General features: G+C 67.2%; 12 protein-coding genes. 10 read left to right on the top strand and 2 right to left on the bottom strand.

The window, feature by feature from the left end; genetic code table 11:
* Positions 1 to 288 precede the first annotated feature (288 nt).
* Both QPK27_RS00385 and QPK27_RS00380 read right to left on the bottom strand, forming a co-directional pair.
* Complete coding sequence (locus tag QPK27_RS00385; RefSeq protein WP_290416216.1) at positions 289 to 3,039, bottom strand: DUF4214 domain-containing protein; 2,751 nt, start codon at positions 3,037 to 3,039, stop codon at positions 289 to 291.
* A gap of 218 nt (positions 3,040 to 3,257) precedes the next feature.
* The gene (locus QPK27_RS00380) at positions 3,258 to 4,598 is read right to left on the bottom strand and encodes a FecR family protein (protein WP_290416215.1); all 1,341 of its coding nucleotides are present in this window, start codon (positions 4,596 to 4,598) and stop codon (positions 3,258 to 3,260) included.
* 175 nt (positions 4,599 to 4,773) lie between these two features.
* Here QPK27_RS00380 and QPK27_RS00375 point away from each other — a divergent pair, with 175 nt between their 5' ends.
* The 10 genes from QPK27_RS00375 to QPK27_RS00330 all read left to right on the top strand — a co-directional run bounded on the left by QPK27_RS00375 (position 4,774) and on the right by QPK27_RS00330 (position 19,229).
* Positions 4,774 to 6,609: a CHASE2 domain-containing protein gene (locus tag QPK27_RS00375; RefSeq protein ID WP_290416214.1), complete on the top strand. Its 1,836-nt coding sequence runs from the start codon at positions 4,774 to 4,776 to the stop codon at positions 6,607 to 6,609.
* Complete coding sequence (locus tag QPK27_RS00370) at positions 6,606 to 7,898, top strand: tetratricopeptide repeat protein (protein ID WP_290416213.1); 1,293 nt, start codon at positions 6,606 to 6,608, stop codon at positions 7,896 to 7,898. The genes QPK27_RS00375 and QPK27_RS00370 overlap by 4 nt, the downstream gene beginning before the upstream one ends.
* Positions 7,899 to 7,930: 32 nt before the next feature.
* Positions 7,931 to 8,257, top strand: coding sequence for a VanZ family protein (locus tag QPK27_RS00365; protein WP_290416212.1), 327 nt, complete (start codon positions 7,931 to 7,933; stop codon positions 8,255 to 8,257).
* A 7-nt stretch (positions 8,258 to 8,264) separates the two neighbouring features.
* Positions 8,265 to 9,053 (top strand): Crp/Fnr family transcriptional regulator, encoded by a 789-nt coding sequence (locus tag QPK27_RS00360; protein ID WP_290416211.1) that lies wholly within the window; start codon positions 8,265 to 8,267, stop codon positions 9,051 to 9,053.
* A 204-nt stretch (positions 9,054 to 9,257) separates the two neighbouring features.
* Positions 9,258 to 10,058 carry an ABC transporter permease gene (locus QPK27_RS00355; RefSeq protein WP_290416210.1) on the top strand — a complete coding sequence of 267 codons (801 nt, stop codon included), beginning with the start codon at positions 9,258 to 9,260 and terminating at the stop codon, positions 10,056 to 10,058.
* Positions 10,058 to 11,278: an ABC transporter ATP-binding protein gene (locus QPK27_RS00350; RefSeq protein ID WP_290416209.1), complete on the top strand. Its 1,221-nt coding sequence runs from the start codon at positions 10,058 to 10,060 to the stop codon at positions 11,276 to 11,278. Before QPK27_RS00355 ends, QPK27_RS00350 begins: the two co-directional genes overlap by 1 nt.
* Complete coding sequence (locus QPK27_RS00345; protein WP_290416208.1) at positions 11,275 to 12,624, top strand: bifunctional 2-polyprenyl-6-hydroxyphenol methylase/3-demethylubiquinol 3-O-methyltransferase UbiG; 1,350 nt, start codon at positions 11,275 to 11,277, stop codon at positions 12,622 to 12,624. Before QPK27_RS00350 ends, QPK27_RS00345 begins: the two co-directional genes overlap by 4 nt.
* Entirely contained in the window at positions 12,608 to 16,450 is a 3,843-nt protein-coding gene (locus QPK27_RS00340; RefSeq protein WP_290416207.1) for a glycosyltransferase, read from the top strand. Before QPK27_RS00345 ends, QPK27_RS00340 begins: the two co-directional genes overlap by 17 nt.
* Entirely contained in the window at positions 16,447 to 18,144 is a 1,698-nt protein-coding gene (locus QPK27_RS00335) for a DUF6311 domain-containing protein (RefSeq protein ID WP_290416206.1), read from the top strand. The genes QPK27_RS00340 and QPK27_RS00335 overlap by 4 nt, the downstream gene beginning before the upstream one ends.
* Positions 18,114 to 19,229, top strand: a complete 1,116-nt coding sequence (locus QPK27_RS00330) for an acyltransferase family protein (protein WP_290416205.1) — start codon at positions 18,114 to 18,116, stop codon at positions 19,227 to 19,229. The genes QPK27_RS00335 and QPK27_RS00330 overlap by 31 nt, the downstream gene beginning before the upstream one ends.
* The last annotated feature ends 16 nt before the right edge of the window (positions 19,230 to 19,245 follow it).

Below are 19,245 nucleotides of genomic sequence, written 5' to 3'. Positions count from 1 at the left end.
GCTCAACGAGAAAAGGCCATGCTGTACAGCATGGCCTTCGGGACATCGTCGATCCTGGAGGGGCGTTACGTTATCCATTCGCGCCGAAACTCAGCCGGGGTGTTTTCCGCATTCGACAGCGCTGCAGAAGTTGGACTTGCCGCTCCATGAAACCATGTGATCGCTCACCTGGCGAAACTGGGATGCCACTTTTACATCGCGATGTACGGGAAAAACCCTGGCTCAGGGAGCCAGGGTTTGGGTATCGCAACCCCTTGCCGAGGCAAGGGGCATCTCCTGTGACGGAAATTAAGCTGCGTTCAGTGCCGAGACCAGCAGGTCCAGGTCGACAGCGGTACCGGTCAGCTTGATGACGACGTCATCGTTGCCCAGACCGTTTGCACCGGTGTCAGCGTAGATGTAAGTGTTGCCATCGTACTGGAACACAACGTGGTCAGCGGTGGTGCTCTGACCCAGGTTGGTCAGAACCAGACCGAAGGTGGTGCCCGTGACGTTCGCTGCCTTGGTGAAGGATGCGCCGTCAACCAGACCGCTGATCGAGATGCTGTCCGACGCCTCAGTATCCAGCAAACCAGCAGCGTCCTTAACCAGGCTGAAGCCTTCGATGGTGTCCATCTTCGCGTAGGTCGACGAAGTCGCGCTGAAGTTGATGACGTCGTGGCTAGCACCCAGCTTGATGGTTTCAGCAACGTTCGCGCTGGTGGTGTAGGTCAGGCCAGTGGTCACGTCCGAACCGCCGAAGGCAGCTTTGCCAGTCAGGCCGGTAGCATCAATGGTTGCCAGGGAACCGGTTGCACCGTTGACGACAACAGCGTTGCCGTTACCGGTCAGGGTCAGCGAGGTCAGGTTGCCCAGGTTGGTGGTCGCGCCGTCTTCGTCAGTAGCTTCGCTGGTGGTCAAGGTAAAGGTAGCGACTGCATCTTCCGTTGCGGTGTTGCTGGTGCGCTCGAAGACACTGTTGGTCAGGTTGACGGTCGCCGACTTCACGTCGCCGGTCAGCTCTGCGAACGTCGCGATACCATCCGTGTTCGAAGTAGCAGGGGTAGCTTTCACGTTCAGGGTGATCGAATCAGCGCGCGCGGTGACGGTCGCGTTGACTTGCTCGGTGCCTTCCTCTTCGCCTTCGCCAGCCTGAGCAGCAGTACCGCCAGTCACGTCGACGGTCAGCTTGCCAGCGTAGGTTGCATTAGCCGTTTCGGTAGCAGCAACATAGCCAGCAGCGGTCACGTCGACATCGCCAGCAGCGACCACGTTTTGCACGTCAGCCACTTTGGTGACGGTGCCGCCAGCAGCCGAGAACGAGAAGGTGCTGAATTGGTTCAGAACAGCTGCATCGACGCCGGTCACCAGGTTAGCGAACTTCAAGGTTTCGACGTTGGTCACGGTTGCCTTCAGGATCTCCAGATCCGAAGCAGCGATGGTGCTGTTGACGATCGAGAGGGTATCCTTGCCTTCGCCGCCGTTGACGATGTCGGTGGTGGTCAGCGCGCGGTTGAAAGTGATGGTGTCATCGCCTGCGCCAGCGTTGATGTTGACCTTCACGGCATCAGCAGCGACAGTGATCTTGTCGTTACCAGCACCCGAGTTGACGGTTGCGGTTTTACCAGCAGTCGTCAGACCAACAGTGAAGGTGTCATTGCCGGAACCGGTGGTGATGGTTTCGACAGCGGTGTAATTAACCGGCGCTTCAGCAGTGCCGCCATTTGCAATGGTAACGCCAGCAGTCGAACCCGAAGCGTCGATGGTTTTGAGCGAAGTAGCTTCCGACGATGCGTTGATGGTGGTTGCACCGGTCGCATTGATCTTCAGAGTTTCGACCAAGCCAGCAGCGGTGACGGTCGCAGCGCCACTACCGTTGATGGTAACGGTCTTGACTGCAGCACCACCCAGAGCAATAGCAGCGTTGCCGGTACCAGCAGCGTTGGAAGCGCCATTCAGCTGAACGGTTGCCGAAGTTGCGGTGCCGAAGTTGCCGGTGACGGCTGCTTCGGTTTTGCCCTGCACGCCCAGCGTCTTGCCGGCCAGGCCGTTGACGGTTGCGGTTGCACCGGTGGCGCCGACCAGATTGATGGTGGTCGAACCAGCGAAGTACGACGCATCAACAACTGCCAGAGTCGAAGGGGCATCGTCAACACCAGCTGCACCGATGTTGCTCACGCCGGTGATGTTGATGATTTCAACGTTCTTGACGGTTGCGGTGCTTGGCAGGACGGAACCTGCTTTGCCAACGATCAGGTTCAGGGTGTCGATGCCAGCGCCGCCGTCGATCACGTCGCCCGAGTTCAGGGTGCTCGTGCCGTTGTTGTCAGCAGCCGCATCAGCGCGAACCAGTGCGGTGATGGTGTCGTTAGCGTTGGTGCCAACGATGTTGTCAACGCCTTCGGTCAGGACCAGGTTCGAGATCGGCGCCGAACCGGTCACGATGCTGCTGATGGTCGAGTTGATGGTAGCTTGGTAAGCGGTGACGTTGGTCGACGAGTTCACGCCGCTCAGCAGGCCACGGCCGGCTGCAGCTGCTGCTTCGCCCGAGTAGGCGTTCAGTTCAGCTGGGGTGTCCAGGGCGGTGGTGAAGGCGGTAGCGACTGCAACCTTGTTGTTCACGGCTTGTGCATCCAGCAGGCCTTGAGCGGTGGTGTTGGTCAGCGCGCCCTGGGTGATGGCGGCAGCGGCGTTAGCCATGGTCACGGCGCCCGAGGTGATGGCTTCGACCCAGTAGTTGAAGCCTGGCAGGTCGGCTGGGCGGCCCAGGACGTTTTCGTAGATCGCGGCGACGAATTTCGAGATGCCGACTTGGGTGGTGTCGGTGCCGTACAGGGCGATCGACTCTTCCGAGCTGCTGAAGGTGTTCACCAGACGCGACAGGGCGGTGGTGCCGGCGCCGTCAGCCTGCACGGCAGCTTGCACTTCGGCGAAGGTCTTCGGTGCGCCCATTGCGTCGAGCTGGGCCGAGAAATTCTGCAGGCCATAGTAGTCAGCCGGACGGCCGAAGTACGAGATGTACAGTTGTTGGACTACGGCGGTGTAATCTTGAGCTGCCATGATGTTTGAATCCTTTAAAGATTGTGGTTGAGTCTGCTGCTGGACAGTACAGTAGGCAATGTCCAGACGGCTATTGCAGAACTGCGAAGTATATTGCCAGATCACGAAATTAGCGTTGTGACGGCCATCACAAAACAGAAGTTTTTTACTCTCTTAATACAACTTTTTTACAAATTCTTTCAAATAATCACCGACTTTTGATGCAAATCTTTCTAAATTCAGCGCCCCCACAACGTGGCGCCGCTGATTACGACACCGGGGTTTGCATAGTTTTTAAAGATATATCCTGCCTGGTCGGCTTTCGCGCCGCCGAGATAACCGCGGATGATCGTCTCCGAGCGATTGTCTTCGTAAAGCATGCCTTTATCTGTAATGACACCGCTACCGGCGACACCGGCACGATCGCCATCGGCATTCACCGTCAGTGACGTGGCAAACGTTCGTTTCGCGAAATCCATATTCAGCTGGCCCGATTCGATTGTCGCGAAACGCTCACCATCCGAATTGGTCATGATTGCTTCGCCGCTCATCAATTTGAATGCCGCATTGCCTTCTTTCGGCATGACCAGCGCCGAATTACTCAAGCGCGTAATCGCATAAGGCCCGTAATAAGTAGCGATATCGACGTCGGCGTCGCCAATGCGTCCGGTCGCCGGAGCGCGGTTGAGCACTGCCTGCCAGCGACCCCAGAACACTTCCGGCACGGCGGGAACGGCCGCGATCGGCGGCTCGACGACCACATCAGGCGGCGGCTTGATGCCCGGATTCGTCACAGGCGGCAGCACCGGCACCGGTGTGGTCACCGGCGGCGGGGTGACAGGGCGCACGTTGCCGAGCGCCTGTTCCGAGCGCTGTGGATCCAGGTTCACCTGCGCCATCGGTACCGCCGGCGCCGCGGGCTTGACCGCCGGCTCGTCGCTACGCGGCTTTTCGGCCTGGTCGGGCGCCAGCGCGGGATTGGCCAGCAATTGCGGCATCGTGCTGCCGCGTTCCACTTGCAGCAGCATGCCGCCCTGGCCCGCGAACAACTCACGCGCATCGCGCCCTTCGCACGGACCGGTCCCGGTCGCGGAGCAATTGGCGCCGAAGCCACTCATCACCACGCCGCCCGACAGCACGGTCACGCGGGTGGTCTGCTGGTCGGTGAAGACCGTGAAGTCGGTGCCGCGCACGCCGATTGCCGCGACTGGCGTGTTGAAGCGGAAATTCTGGCGCGCCTGCTTGACGCCCTGCCCCGAGATCGTGCGGGCGACGCCGCGCACCAGCTCGAGCTTGACCTGGGTTTTGGAAGGATCCTTGTCGTCGATCGCATACGCCACGATGCGCGCCGTGCTGTTCGGACGCAGGATCAGGAAGCCGCTGTCCACCGTCTTGACATAGACATAACCGTCGGCCCCGGTGGACAGCTCGTCGCCCTCCTCCACCGCGGCGTCCTGGACGGCAGCGTGGCGGCCGAGCTGGGCCTGTCCGGTGACAAATACAACACGGCCGGCCTCCGCCGCCAGTGCGCCAGTCGACGCCAATAGCAGTGCGGCAGCCGCAGCGATTTTTTTGAACATACAATCCTCCATCCCTAGCATTGTCCGGGCTCAACAGATAAAATCTGTGATACCCGTCACAATTTACAATTCTTACACCTGTGCTCGCTACCGGCAAAATATTTCTTCTTGCAAATACAACCGGTACAATCCAGCCTTTCATTTCTCCCACACTTCCGGCCCCTCGTCCGCCCCGATGACCATCTCCAGCCTCTTGCGCACCAAGCTGCGCGATCCTGCCGCGCTGCGCGGCGTGATCGCCCTCGTCGCGCTCGTCATGGCTGGCTGGCTGCAGTGGCAAGGTGGAAGCATCCCAACCACCGCCCCCGACGAGTGGCTGCGCGACCGCCTGATCCAGTTGCAGGCTAGCGACACACCGGAACAACGGGTGCTGGTGATCGACATCGATGAAAGCAGCGTGGCGCAGATTCCCTGGCCATGGCCGCGTGCACGCATCGCCGACCTGGTCGAGCTGGCGCTGGCCGACGGCGCCAGCGGCGTCGCGCTCGACATCCTGATGGAAAAACCGGCCGATGCCGACGGCGACGTGCGCCTGGCGATGCTGGCCAGCCACGGCCCGCTGGTGCTGGCGCAAATGTTCGACTACCTGCACGCCGAGGCGCCGCTGGCGAGCGGACGCCTGGTCGGCGGTACGCCTGCCAACGGCGCCGGCGCCGCGCTGGCGGCGCGCGGCTACCTGGCCAACCACGGCGGCCTGGCCCAGGGCCGCTACGCCGGCAATATCGGCGTGCTGCCGGATTCCGACGGCACCTTGCGCCGCCTGCCCATGTTCACCAGCTACCAGGGCCGAGTCTATCCTACGCTCGCGCTCGCCTTACTTCAGTGTTGCGGCAGCGCGACAGGCGCATTGCCCCCTGTACGCGCGGTCGAGCGTGTGCCGTATGTGCGCGACTGGAGCGCCTACGAGGTGGTCAAGGCGGCCGACCTGCTGGCCGGCCGCATGCCGGCCGGCATGGCGCGCGGCCGGCTGGTGCTGATCGGCTCGTCGTCGCTGAGCATCGGCGACCGCGTGTCGACGCCGCTGGGCGCGTCCAGCGCCGGCTTGCTGGTCCATGCCTCGATGCTGACCTCGCTGCTTGACCGCCAGCAGGGCCTGGCGCCGGCGCCGCTGCCGGGCAAGGCGATCGCCTTCGGCTTCGTGCTGGCGGTGGTGCTGCTGACCGCCTATACGCTGCCGCGCATGTCGGCCGCCGCCAACGCGCTGCTGCTGGGCGCCAGCGCCCTGCTGTGGCTGGCCATCGCCTGGCTGCTGGCGCCGCGCGATCCGGACTTCGCGCCGGCCGCGCCGCTGCTGTGCTGCCTGTACCTGCTGGCGGTGGCGGTGCCGTTCCAGTGGGAGCTGGCGCAGCGCCGCTCGCGCCAGCTGCTCGGCACGTTGCGCCAGTACGTGGCTGGCGAGGTGGTGGACGAACTGCTGCGCAGCGACCTGAAGGATCCGCTGGCGCCGCGGCGCCTGGAAGTGACGACGCTGGTCGCCGACATGCAGGGCTATACCAGCCAGGTCGAGGCGCTGTCGCTGGAAGAAGCGTCGCGCCTGACCACCGAATTCCTGGAATGCCTGACGCGCCCGGTGCTGGCGCATCGCGGAACGCTCGACAAATACACCGGCGACGGCCTGGTGGCGTTCTGGGGCGCGCCGCTGCCGAACGCCGATCATGCCGACCTGGCGCTGGACGCGGCCGCGCGCATCCTGCACGAAGTGGCGCAGTTCTCGGCCCTGCGCGTGGCCGGCGGCCTGCCGCCGCTGCGCGTGCGCATCGGCATCGAGAGCGGGGTGGCGATGGCCGGCGACTACGGCACCGCCGCGCGCAGCATCTATACGGCGGTGGGCGACAGCGTGAATACGGCGGCGCGTCTGGAGCAGGCCGCGCGCGACTATCCGCACGACGTCATCATCGGCGAAGGCACCGCCGCGCTCACCCGGCGCCACCGCCTGCTGCTGCTGGACGAACGCCAGCTGCGCGGCAAGGGCCGCCCGACCCGCATCTATACCCTGGAGCGCAGCGCATGATGCGCCGGATCGTGGGCGCCGCGCTGGTCGCGGCAGGCTGGTCTTGCCAGGCGCTGGCGCAGGACGGCGTCGTGGCGACGTTGGCGGCGCCGGCGGTGGTCTCTACCGCCGTCGCGCCCGACAGCGCGCCGGGCCAGCAGGAAGAACTGTACCGCGAAGCATTGCGCGCGCTGGCCGAGGGCCGCCTCGAGGAAGCCGCCGCCATGCTGCAGCGCGTGATCGCCGCCGAACCGCGCCATGCCGGCGCCTGGCTCGACCTGGCGATCAGCCAGTGCGAGCTCGGCAATACGGCCGAGGCGGAACGTTTGTTTACCGGCCTGCAGCAGCGCTTCACCCTGCCGTCCGCGATTGCGGAAACGATCGCGCGCTACCGCGCCACCGGCTGCGGCCGGCCGGCGCCGCGCCAGGGCGGCGCCTGGCTGCTGGCGGCGACGCGCGGCCACGACGACAACGTCAACCAGGGCGCCAACGACCCGCGCTTCACCATCGGCACCGGCAGCGCCCAGACCGAATACGAGCTCGACCCGTCTTTCCTGCCGCAACAGGACAGCTTCAGCCAGCTGGCCGGTTCCTACGTGCGGCCGCTCGGCAGCGGCGGCAGCAGCGCCGTGGTCCAGGCCTACTCGCGCTGGCACGACACCCAGCGCAGCCAGGACACGGTGTCGCTGCTGGGCGCAGTCGAGCACACCTGGAAACCGGGCGGCTGGCGCCTGCGCGGCACCGCCGCGCTCGGCTACGTGACGCTGGACCGCACGCTCTACCAGCGCCAGCAGCAATTGCAGCTGCGCGCGACACCGTCGTGGAAGATGCCCGACAAGACCGAGTTCACGCTGTTGGGCAACCTCAGCCGCATGGAATATCCGACCCGCCCGGCCTATGACGGAACGATGGTCGAAGTCGGCGGCATCTTCGGCTACCGCGGCAAGCGCAACCTGACGCAGGCAACGCTGACGGGCATGCGCGACGACAGCCGCGATGGCCGCCCGGGAGGCGACCGCAATGGCTGGTTCGGCAGCCTGCAATGGTATGGCGAGGTGGCCAGCCGGCTGACGCTGGAAGGCGGCCTCACCTGGCAGCACTGGCGCAGCAAACAGCTGTACTCGCCCGGGCTGATCGAGACCCGGCGGCGCCAGGACACGGCGGCGCTGCGCTCGGCCGTCAACTGGCAATTACGGCCGCACTATGTTGCGGTGCTGGAATGGCGCGCCACACTCAACCGCGAGAATATCTCGCTGTTCCAATATAATAGCCATGCCCTGCAGCTGAGTTTGCGCTGGGATAATTTCTAACGCCAGGATTGGTGTACAAGCATTAGGCCGATATGTCCTGGGAATTGATCGTCTTCGTGGCGGCCGCTGGTGCGGTCGTCCTCGGATGCCTGCTGCCGGCACGCTGGCTTCCGCTGCTTCCGCATGACAAGTTGCTGCACTTCGTTGCATTCGCGGGACTGAGCACGCTCGCGCTGCTCATCGAGCCCGCCTGGGCCGGCCGCGTGCTGTGGCTGCTGGGTTTGCTGCTGGCCGGACTGGCCATCGAAATCCTGCAAAAACTGGTCCCCGGACGCAGTTTTTGCTGGCGCGACATGGGTGCGAATACCGCCGGCATCGCTGCCGCCACGCTGGTATTCGGGCTGATACAGGTGATTTGAGATACGCATGACATCCTCGACCAAACGCAAGAACGACCTCGAGAAAGAGCTCGCGCCCAGTCCCCTGGTACCGGACCCGGCTGCCGTGGCGGCCAACGAACCGGCCGCCCAGGAGCATGAGGTACAGATTCACCTGCGCAAGATTCCGCTGCTGGCCAACCTCAGCGAGGAAGACATGCAGCGGGTCAAGGCCAACCTGCGCATCCGCGAATACGCCAAACGCGACGTGGTGCTGCAGAAAGGCGCGCCCGGCGACAGCCTGCTGTTCCTGCTGAGCGGCTCGCTGCAGGTGATCGACGTCACCGAGGATGGGCGCGCGATTGGCCTGCGCATGCTGCAGCCGGGCGACTTCTTCGGCGAGATCGCCGTGATCAACGGCTCGATCCGTTCCGCTTCGGTGGTGGCGCTGACCCCGGTGCTGGTTGCCCTGCTGCCGCGCGCCATCGCGCTGCACATGTTTACCCACTCGCCGTCGGTGGCCAACCAGATGCTGCGCTTCCTGGCCGAGAAAGTGCAGCGCGATTCCGAATTCCGCGCCCTGCTCAGCATCCACAACACCTCGCGCCGCATCTTCACTTTCCTCAACCTGCTCAAGGAGCAGAAAGAAGGCGGCACCCAAGTGGTGGAAAACCTGCCGACCCACCAGGACATCGCCAACATGATCAATACCAGCCGCGAGACCGTCACCCGTGCGCTGCTGGCGCTGGTACAGCAGGGCATCATCGAAAAAGGCACACACCGCATCACCATCATCAAGCCGGACGAGCTGCAAAAGCTTATCCAAGGCAATAGCTGATCGACCGTAGCGGCGTTGGAACGGCCCGGGATGTCGCTCCCGAAACGGGCTGAAAATTACCGCCATGCAACAAGTAACAATTGGTAAGCGGTAAATTCCTAAACGTCATCATGTTATAATCGGCAACTTATTTTTCGGGTATTTTCCGAACAGGAACGCGCTCTGCGTTCCGATTCCCGATGTCATGATCAAGCTCCAACACCTATGATTTCCCGTTCCATGCTGGGCGGCGTATGGCGCTACCGCGGATTCATCGCCGGCAGCGTGCGCCGCGAATTCCAGGCCAAGTACCGCAACTCCCTGCTCGGCGCCGCCTGGACGGTGCTCAATCCGCTGGCCATGATCGTGGTCTATACCGTGATTTTCTCGCAGGTGATGGGTAATCGCCTGCCCGGCGGCACCGGCCAGTTTGCCTACAGCATCTACCTGTGCGCCGGCGTGCTGACCTGGGGCCTGTTCGCCGAGATCACCACCCGCGGCCAGAACGTGTTCCTCGAGAACGCCAACCTGATCAAGAAGCTGCAGTTCCCGCGCATCTGTCTGCCGATCGTGGTGGTGCTCAATGCGCTGGTCAATTTCGCCATCATCTTCGGCCTGTTCCTGGTGTTCCTGGTCGCCACCGGCGCCTTCCCGGGTTGGAGCTTCCTGGCCTTCCTGCCGGTGCTGGCGATCCAGATCCTGTTCTCGATCGGCCTGGCCATGGTGCTGGGCGTGCTCAACGTGTTCTTCCGCGACGTCGGCCAGTTCTTCACGATCCTGCTGCAATTCTGGTTCTGGTTCACCCCGGTGGTGTATCCAATAACCGCGCTGCCGGTCGAATTCCGGTCCTGGCTGGCGTGGAATCCGATGGCATCGGTGGTCCAGGCCTACCAGGGCATCTTGCTGCGCGGCGAACTGCCGCACTGGCAAAGCCTGATTCCGGTGAGCGTGCTGGCAGTGCTGCTGTGCGCGCTGGGGATGCAGCTGTTCCGCAAGCGCGCGGGTGAAATGGTGGATGAACTGTAATGGGCACGATCGACGTCAGCAACCTGGGCAAGGCCTATAAGCAATACGGTAACCGCTGGAGCCGCCTGGCAGAATGGATCATGCCGGGCAACAAGCCACGCCACAAGCTCAAGTGGGTACTCACCGACATCAACTTCCGCCTCAGTCCGGGCGACGCGGTCGGCATCATCGGCATCAACGGCGCCGGCAAGAGCACCCTGCTCAAGCTGATCACCGGCACCGCCCAGCCGACCACGGGCAGCGTCACCATCAGCGGGCGCGTCGCCGCCCTGCTCGAACTGGGCATGGGTTTCCATCCCGATTTCACCGGCCGCCAGAACGTGTTCATGGCCGGCCAGCTGCTCGGCCTGGGGGTCGACGAGATCGCCGAGCTGATGCCGCAGATCGAGTCGTTCGCCGAGATCGGCGACTACATCGACCAGCCGGTGCGGGTGTATTCGTCGGGCATGCAGATGCGCCTGGCGTTCAGCGTGGCCACCGTGCGCCGCCCGGACGTGTTGATCGTCGACGAGGCGCTGTCGGTGGGCGACGCCTATTTCCAGCACAAGAGTTTCGACCGCATCCGCCAGTTCCGCAAGCAGGGCACCACCCTGCTGATCGTCAGCCACGACCGCGCCGCCATGCAGTCGATCTGCGACCGCGCCATCCTGCTCGACGCCGGACGCCTGGCGATGCAGGGCACGCCCGAAGAAGTGATGGACTACTACAACGCCCTGATCGCCGAGCGCGAAGGCAGCACCGTGGAACAGGTGCGCACCGCCGAGGGCCGGGTCCAGACCACGTCCGGCAACGGCATGGCGCGGGTGCTCGAGGTGGCGCTGGAAAACGAGCACGGCCAGGTGATGGAAGTGATGAACGTGGGCGTGCCGGCCACCCTGCGGGTACGGGTCCAGGCCTATGCCGACCTGCCGCGCCTGGTGATGGGCTACATGATCAAGGACCGCCTGGGACACCAGATCTTCGGCACCAACACCCACCACCTGCAGCAGGCGATCACCGACGTGCGCGCCGGCGAGATCATCGAATATTACTTCCGCTTCCCGCTCAACCTGGGGCCGGGCAGCTATTCGATCACCACCGCCCTGACCAGCACCGAAACCCACCTGGGCGACAACTACGAATGGCGCGACCTGGTGGCGATCTTCGAGGTCCTGAACCTGACCCGCCTTCCCTTCCTCGGCACCAGCTGGCTGGAACCGCAACTGGAGATTCGGCGATGAGCCAAACATCGTTCTACCGCGCCTTCGAAGACCGCTACCGCGGTTCGCGCGAGACCATCAAGGAGCGCCTGCGCGCCTACGCCCCGTTCACCGCGCCGCTATTGCAGGCCGGCGCCCCCGCCCGCGCGCTCGATCTCGGCTGCGGACGCGGCGAATGGCTCGAGCTGCTGGGCGAGCAGGGCTTCGAAGCCCAGGGCGTGGACCTGGACGACGGCATGCTGGCCGCCTGCCGCGAGCGCGGCCTGGCGGCGCGCCACCAGGACGCCCTGGCCGCGCTGCGCGAGCAACCCGAAGGCAGCCTGGCGCTGGTGTCGGCGTTCCACCTGGTCGAGCACCTGCCGTTCGAACTGGTGCAGGACCTGATCGCCGACGCCCTGCGCGCGCTGCGCCCGGGCGGCCTGCTGATCATGGAAACGCCGAACCCGGAAAACCTCACCGTCGGCGCCACCAGCTTCTACCGCGATCCGACCCACGTGCGCCCGCTGCCGCCCGACCTGCTCGGCTTCGCCGCCGACCACGCCGGCTTCGCGCGCCAGCGCATCGTGCGCCTGCAGGAAGAAGCGCAGCTGCATACCGACGCGCCGCTGGGCGTGATCAACGTGCTGGAAGGGGTCAGCCCCGACTATGCGGTGGTGGCGCAAAAGACTGCTGCGGCCGAAACGCTGGCGCCGTTCGACGCCCCGTTCGACGCCGCCTGGGGCATCACCCTGGGCCGGCTGGCGCAGCGCTACGAAGACCAGCGCGCCGGGCAGCACGCCGAGATCCACCACATCCTGGCGCGCCTGGCGCGCCGCGACGAAGAGCTGGCGCAGGCAAGCGATATCCGGCTGGCGCAACTCGAACGCGCGCTGCACGAGCAGCGTGAAGCGCATGCGGCGCACCAGGAACTGCACGAGCAGCACCGGCGCCTGGCCGCCGAGCAGGAAGCGCGCATCGTGCGCGCCGAAGCGCATGCGGCCGAGATGTCGCAGCGCGTGGTCGACCTGCTCTCCAGCAGTTCGTGGCGCGTCACCGAACCGCTGCGGCGCGCGGCGACCTTGTACTACCGGGTGCGCAGCGCCCAGCGCGAAGGCCGCCTGGCCAGCGGCGCCAAGGCGCGCGCCAAGCGCCTGGTGCGGCGCGCCGGCGGCGCCGTGCTGCGCCGCCCGGGCCTGAAGCGCCTGGCGCGCGCCGCGCTGCGCCGGGTGCCGGCGCTGGAAGCGCGCCTGTACGCGCTGATGCTCGAGCGCGAAGCGGCGCCGGTGGTGCTGCAGGAACAAACGGGCGAGCTGTCGCCGCGCGCGGCGCGGGTGTACCGCCAACTGAAACAGGAACAAGCAAGGAAGACCCATGCGGATAGTGATTGACCTCCAGGGCGCGCAGTCGGAAAGCCGCTTCCGCGGCATCGGCCGCTATTCGCTGGCGCTGGCGCTGGGCGTGGCGCGCAACGCCGGCCGGCACGAAGTCTGGCTGCTGCTCAACGGCGCGCTGGGCGGCGCCATCGACGACCTGCGCCAGGCCTTCGCCGGCCTGGTGCCGCCGGAGCGCATCCGCGTGTTCGACGGCGCCGGCCACAGCGCCGAAGCGTATGCCGGCAACAGCCCGCGCGCGCGCGCCGGCGAACTGCTGCGCGAATACGCGCTGGCCCAGCTGCGTCCGGACGCGGTGCTGGTCACCAGCCTGTTCGAAGGCTTCGTCGACGACAGCCTGGTCTCGATCGGGCGCTTCGCCGACGGCGCCGGCACCGCGGCGGTGCTGTACGACCTGATTCCGTTCCTGAATCCGGAACAATACCTGCGCGACCCCGAACAGCGCGCCTACTACGAGCGCAAGGTCGCCTCGCTGCGCCGCGCCGGCCTGCTGCTGGCGATCTCGGACTATTCGCGCCAGGAAGCGATCGATGCGCTCGGCCTGGAGCCGGGGCGCGTGGTCTCGATCTCGACCGCCGTGGACGACAGCTTCTGCCCCGCTCCGGCCGAGATGACGGCCCAGCAGCGCGCCGAGCGCGAGGCGCACGTCGCCGCACTGCGCGCGCGCTTCGGCATCACCCGCGCCGCGCTGATGTGCGCGCCGGGCGGGTTCGATTCGCGCAAGAACATCGACGGCCTGGTGGCCGCCTACAGCATGCTGCCGGCGGCGCAGCGCGCGGCGCACCAGCTGGTCATCGCCGGCAAGGCCAACGACGCCGAGCGCCAGCGCCTGGCCGACCTGGCGCGGCGCCACGGCCTGGGGCCGGACGAACTGGTGTTCACCGGCTACGTCAGCGACGCCGACCTGATCGACCTGTACCGCGAAGCGGCGCTGTTCGTGTTCCCCTCGCTGCACGAAGGCTTCGGCCTGCCGGTGCTGGAAGCGATGGCCTGCGGCGCGCTGGTGATCGGCGCCGACAGCACCAGCATCCCGGAAGTGATCGGCAACCCGGAAGCCATGTTCGACGCGCGCGACCCGGGCGCGATCGCGGCCAAGATCGGCCAGGTGCTGGGCGACCCGGCGCTGCAGGCGCGCCTGCGCGAACACAACCTGGTCCAGCGCCGCAAGTTCAGCTGGGACGAAAGCGCGCGCCGCGCGCTGGCGGCGCTGGAAGCGCATGCCGCCGGCAACGCCCGGGATCCGGAACCGCAACTGGGACCGGAATGTGCGTCCAATGCCGGCGCCCGTCCGCGCATCGCCTTCCTGTCGCCGCTGCCGCCGGAACGCACCGGCATCGCCGACTACGCGGTGCGCGTGCTGCCCACGCTGCTGCCCTGGTTCGACGTCGAACTGGTCACCGACCAGGCCGAGGTGGCGCTGCCGCCGGAGCTGGCGCAGCTGCCGCGGCGGCCGCTGTCCTGGCTCGACGCCCACCCGCACTACTATCGCAACATCGTCTACCAGTTCGGCAACAGCCCGTTCCACAGCCACATGCTGGCGCTGCTGCAGCGCCATCCGGGCGTGGTGGTGTTGCACGACTACTTCCTGAGCAGCATGCTGGCCTACGAACAGGCCAGCGGCGCGATGCCGGGCGTCTGGACCCAGGCGCTGCTGCATTCGCACGGCTATGGCGCGGTGCAGGCCAGCCTGGGCGCGGACGGCATGGAGCGCGCCAAGCAGGACTACCCGTCCAACCTCGAGATCCTGCAGGACGCCAGCCACGTGATCGTGCACTCCGAGTATGCGCGCAGCCTGGCGCGCGACTGGATCGGGCCGGACGCCGGCGCCGACTGGAGCCAGGCGCAACTGCCGCGCGCGGTGCCGGAAGTGAACGACCGCGCCGCGGCGCGCCGCGCGCTGGGCATCGCCGACGACGAATTCGTGGTGTGTAACTTCGGCTTCGTGGCGCCGACCAAGCATTGCCTGGAGCTGCTCGACGCCTGGCTGGCCTCGTCGCTGCACCACGACCGCCGCTGCCGCCTGGTGTTCGTCGGCGAAAACCACGGCGGCGACTACGGCCGCCGGATCACCGACACCATCGCCGCCGCCGGCGCCCAGACCCGCGTGACGATCTCGGGCTGGACCTCGGACGAGGATTATTTCCGCTACGTGCAGGCGGCCGACATCGGCGTGCAGCTGCGCACCGGTTCGCGCGGCGAGACCTCGGGCACGGTGCTCGACTGCATGATCTACGGCCTGCCGGTGATCATCAACGCCAACGGCGCGATGGCCGAATTCCCGCACGACGCGGTGTGGATGCTGCCCGACGCGTTCGCGCGCGCGCAACTGGTCGAGGCGCTGGAAACGCTGCGCGGCGACGATGCGCGCCGGCTGGCGCTGGGCGCCGCCGGCTTCGCCCTGATGCGCCACCGCAACAGCCCGGAGCGCGTGGGCCGCATGTACAAGGAAGCGCTCGACCTGGCCGCGCGCAAGGACCGCAGCGGCCGCCAGGCCGTGCTGGGCGCCCTGCTCGACACCCCGGGCCTGGAGCGCGACGACGCCATGCTGCAGCGGCTGGCGCGCAGCGTGGCGCGCGCGCCCGATCCGCTGCAGCCGCGCCAGCTGCTGCTGGACGTCAGCACCATCGCCCGCAACGACCTCAAGACCGGCATCGAACGGGTGGTGCGCAAGCAGCTGCTGGAACTGCTCCAGCTGCGCGGCGCCGGCTACCGGATCGAGCCGGTGCGCTTCAGCGACGAAGGCGGCCAGCCGCATTACCGCTATGCGCGCAACTATTGCGCGCGCCTGCTCGGGATCGACGCCGTGCTGCAGGGCCCCGACCCGGTGGTCGACGTCCAGGCCGGCGACATCTTCTATTGCGCCGAGCTGTCGCCGCAGGTGGTGCTGGAATCGACCCGCGCGGGCCTGTACGCGGCCTGGCGCGCGCGCGGCGTGTCGATCAACTTCACGGTGCACGACCTGCTGCCGGTGCTGCGCCCGGAATTCTTCCCGCCGCACGCCGACCGCAGCCACGCGGCCTGGCTCGAATGCGTGGCCGCCGAGGCCGACCGCCTGATCTGCGTCTCGCGCGCGGTGCGCGACGACCTGGCCGCATGGCTGGCGGCGCACAACGTGGCGCGCCGTCCCGGCCAGCTGCTCACCGCCCTGCATTCGGGCGCCGATCTGGAAGTCAAGGCCACCGCCTCGGCAGCGGCGGCGCCGTCGGCGCTGGCGCAGCAGCTGGCGGCGCGTCCGACCTTCTTGATGGTCGGCACCATCGAGCCGCGCAAGGGCCACCTGCAGGCGCTGGAAGCGTTCGAGCAGCTGTGGGCCGACGGGCTCGACGCCAACCTGGTGATCGTCGGCCGCGAAGGCTGGACCCAGCTGGCCGACGCCGAGCGCCGCACCCTGCCGCGCATCGTCGCGCGCCTGCGCGCCAGCCCGGAACTGGGCCGCCGTTTGCTGTGGCTGGAAGGCCTGGACGACGACGCCCTGCAGCAGGTGTACCAGTCCAGCAGCTGCCTGCTGTTCCCGAGCGAAGGCGAAGGCTTCGGCCTGCCGCTGATCGAAGCGGCCCAGTACGGCCTGCCGCTGCTGGCGCGCGACATCCCGGTGTTCCGCGAAGTGGCCGGCGCCGGCGCCCATTATTTCTCCGGCCTGGACGGCGCCTCACTGGCCGGCGCGGTGCGCGAGTGGCTGGCGCTGCACGCCGAGGGCCGCCATCCGTCGTCGCAGGCGATGACCTGGATGACCTGGCAGGAACAGGCGCGCGCGCTGCTGGCGCTGCTGTCGGCGCCGCATGCTGCAGCTACGGCTACGGCGGCGGCGGAGCGCGGGCAATGACGCGCCAGGTCCCGCTCGACGCGCTGGGGCAGCCGGCGGCGCCCCCGGCGCGGCGCCCGGCGCCGGCCTGGTTCGCGCCCGACGGTTGGCCCGGCCTGCTGCTGGCCGCCCTGCTCGGACTCGGCTACGCCTGGTGGCTGTACTCCGGCGCCCTGCTGCGCGGCGATGCGCCGTTCTGGTGGCGCGACAACGCCGACATCACCCAGTACATCGCCGGCTTCAACGCCTTCGTCCACGAACCGTGGCACTGGCCGCTGCTGCGCCTGGATTCGCTCAACACGCCGGACGGCACCCTCGCCACCTTCCTCGACACCGCGCCGCTGTATGCGGCGCTGCTCAAGCTGTTCTACCCGGGCGCCGGCTACTGGAATCCGTACGGCTTCTGGATCGGGCTGTGCTTCACGCTGCAGGGCGTGGGCGCCTGGTGGATCTGCCGCGAAGCGCGCCTGCGCAGCTGGGCCGCGCTGGCGGCGCTGGCGCTGCTGCTGGCCAGCTTCCCGGCGCTGACCTTCCGCATCTCGCACACCAGCCTGATGTCGCAATGGATGCTGCTGTTCGCGCTCGCCATCTACGTGCGCGGCACGCGCCGCGGGCGCATCGCCACCGGCGCATGGATGGCGCTGCTGGTGTGCGGCTTCTACGTCAACATCTACCTGTTCGTGATGGCCTCGGCGATCTTTGGCGCCGACATCCTGCGCGATGTCAGGCGCGCCCCGGCCGGCCGCGCGGCGGCCCTGCGCGCGCTGCGCGCGCCGCTGGCGGTGTATGGACTGCTGTTCGCCACCATGTGGATCACCATGCTGCCGCTGCCCAACGGCGCCGGCGGGCGCGACTGGGGCTTCGGCTACTACTCGATGAACCTGCTGGCGCCGCTGCACGGCGGCCTGCTGCTGCAGTTCCCGCATCCGATCGCGCATGACGGCCAGGGCGAAGGCTACAACTACCTGGGCGTGTTCGTGCTGGCGCTGGCCGGCTGCGCGCTGGCGCTGCGCCGGCGTCACGACCCCGGTTTCTGGCGCCGCCACCGCGCGCTGCTGGGAGTGCTGGTGGCGCTGACGCTGTACGCGCTGTCGAACACGGTCCACCTCGGCAACGCCCAGCTGTTCACCCTGCACCTGCCGTCGGCGCTGGACGGCCTGACCTCGACCTTCCGCTCGTCCGGCCGCTTCTTCTGGCCGGTGGGCTACGCGGTGGTCGTGTTCGGCGTGCTCGGCGCCAGCCGCTACCTGCGCGCCGGCCCGGCGGCGGCGCTGCTGGCGGCCGTCGTGGTGCTGCAGTTCTGGGACCTGCGCGAACACAATGCGCGGGTGCGCGCCACCGTGGCGCAGGCCGGCGGCCATGCGATCGACCCGGCGCGCTGGAACGCCTTCCTCGGCCCCGGGGTCAAGGCGCTGCACCACTATCCGCCGTTCCGCTGCGGCCAGACCGCCGCCTCCAAGGCGCTGCTGCCGGTGATGGCCTACGCGGTGCAGCACGGTTATCCGCTCTCGACCGGCTACGTCGCGCGCGCCTCCAAGCCGTGCGACAACTACGGCGCCGAGATCGCGCGCCTGCCGGCCAGCACCGCCGTCTCGTTCGAGAAGCAGGCCTTCCCGCAGCAGGCCGACGCCGAACGCCTGATGGGCGCCGGCGCGGTCTGCAGCGACATGGACATCGTGTTCCTGTGCCGCCGCGGCACGCCGCCGGCGCCATGAACGTGCGCGCGGCACTGGCGCCGGCGCGGCCGGCGCATTCTTCGCATGCGGCAAATGCGCCGGCGGCGGCGCGCGACGACGCCCTGGACGGCATGCGCGCCGCCGCCACCCTGCTGGTGATCCTGATCCACGTCGGCGCCCAGGGCTTCGGCCGCCTGGGCGAGCGCCACTGGTGGGCGGTCAACGCCTGGGAAAGCATGGCGCGGGTGTCGGTGCCGCTGTTCTTCATGCTCACCGGCGCCCTGCTGCTGGCGCGCAGCCACACCGTGACGTCGCTCGGACGCCGCATCTGGCGCGTCGCGCTGCCGCTGGCGGCGTGGTCGGTGCTGTACCTGCTGTGGTTCCGCCACGCCGGCCAGCACCACGAGAACTGGCCGGCCCTGATCGTCGCCGGCCCCGTGGTCGGCCACCTGTGGTACCTGTACGCGCTGATCGGCGCCTATGTGTTCGTGCCGGTGCTGGCCGCGTTCCACCAGCATTCGAGCGTCTCCATCAAGCTGTTCTGCCTGCTGTTCTGGTTCATCGGCGCCACCCTGGTGCCGCTGGAAGTCACCTTCACCGCCGCCCGGACGGTCGGGGTCGACTGGGCGGTGCTGCCGCTGTACGCCGGCTACATGGCGCTCGGCGCCCTGCTCTACCACGGCCTGCCGGCGCTGCCCGGCGCGCGCCTGCGCGCCGGCGCCTGGCTGGGGTGGGCGCTTCTGAGCGCCGCGATCGCGCTGGCGACCTGGTGGCGCAGCGTGACGCTGGGCCAGTCCAACGAAACCTTCTACGTGTATGCCAGCCCGCTGGTGGCGCTGTCGAGCGTGGCCGCCTTCGTCGCCCTGCGCGCGCTGGGCGCGGCCTGGCTGCCGGCCGGCAGCCGGCGCCAGCGCGCGGTCGCCTGGTTCGCCGCCACCAGCTTCGGGGTCTACCTGGTCCACGTCTGGGTGCTGTTCGTGCTGGAAGGGTATGGCATCAACTACCGCTTCATCAATCCCTGGCTCGGCGTGCCCCTGCTGACCCTGGCCGCTGCGGCGCTGTCGGCGCTGCTGGTGGGGGTGTTGCAGGCGATTCCGCTGGTGCGGGCGATCGTTCCGCGCTGAGCACAAGGCGCGCACG

Origin of the sequence: Massilia sp. YIM B02443 (assembly GCF_030411955.1) — a bacterium.
In the GTDB taxonomy this organism is placed as follows: Bacteria; Pseudomonadota; Gammaproteobacteria; order Burkholderiales; family Burkholderiaceae_D; genus Telluria.
The sequence above is the reverse complement of the archived record's forward strand: the minus strand, read 5'-3'. Positions and strand labels throughout refer to the sequence as shown.

What these genes read in the sequence shown, in the direction of transcription:
- QPK27_RS00385 (WP_290416216.1), bottom strand. Translation starts at nt 3,039, where the DNA reads ATGGCAGCTCAAGATTACACCGCCGTAGTCCAACAACTGTACATCTCG.
- QPK27_RS00380 (WP_290416215.1), bottom strand. Translation starts at nt 4,598, where the DNA reads ATGTTCAAAAAAATCGCTGCGGCTGCCGCACTGCTATTGGCGTCGACT.
- QPK27_RS00375 (WP_290416214.1), top strand. Translation starts at nt 4,774, where the DNA reads ATGACCATCTCCAGCCTCTTGCGCACCAAGCTGCGCGATCCTGCCGCG.
- QPK27_RS00370 (WP_290416213.1), top strand. Translation starts at nt 6,606, where the DNA reads ATGATGCGCCGGATCGTGGGCGCCGCGCTGGTCGCGGCAGGCTGGTCT.
- QPK27_RS00365 (WP_290416212.1), top strand. Translation starts at nt 7,931, where the DNA reads ATGTCCTGGGAATTGATCGTCTTCGTGGCGGCCGCTGGTGCGGTCGTC.
- QPK27_RS00360 (WP_290416211.1), top strand. Translation starts at nt 8,265, where the DNA reads ATGACATCCTCGACCAAACGCAAGAACGACCTCGAGAAAGAGCTCGCG.
- QPK27_RS00355 (WP_290416210.1), top strand. Translation starts at nt 9,258, where the DNA reads ATGATTTCCCGTTCCATGCTGGGCGGCGTATGGCGCTACCGCGGATTC.
- QPK27_RS00350 (WP_290416209.1), top strand. Translation starts at nt 10,058, where the DNA reads ATGGGCACGATCGACGTCAGCAACCTGGGCAAGGCCTATAAGCAATAC.
- QPK27_RS00345 (WP_290416208.1), top strand. Translation starts at nt 11,275, where the DNA reads ATGAGCCAAACATCGTTCTACCGCGCCTTCGAAGACCGCTACCGCGGT.
- QPK27_RS00340 (WP_290416207.1), top strand. Translation starts at nt 12,608, where the DNA reads ATGCGGATAGTGATTGACCTCCAGGGCGCGCAGTCGGAAAGCCGCTTC.
- QPK27_RS00335 (WP_290416206.1), top strand. Translation starts at nt 16,447, where the DNA reads ATGACGCGCCAGGTCCCGCTCGACGCGCTGGGGCAGCCGGCGGCGCCC.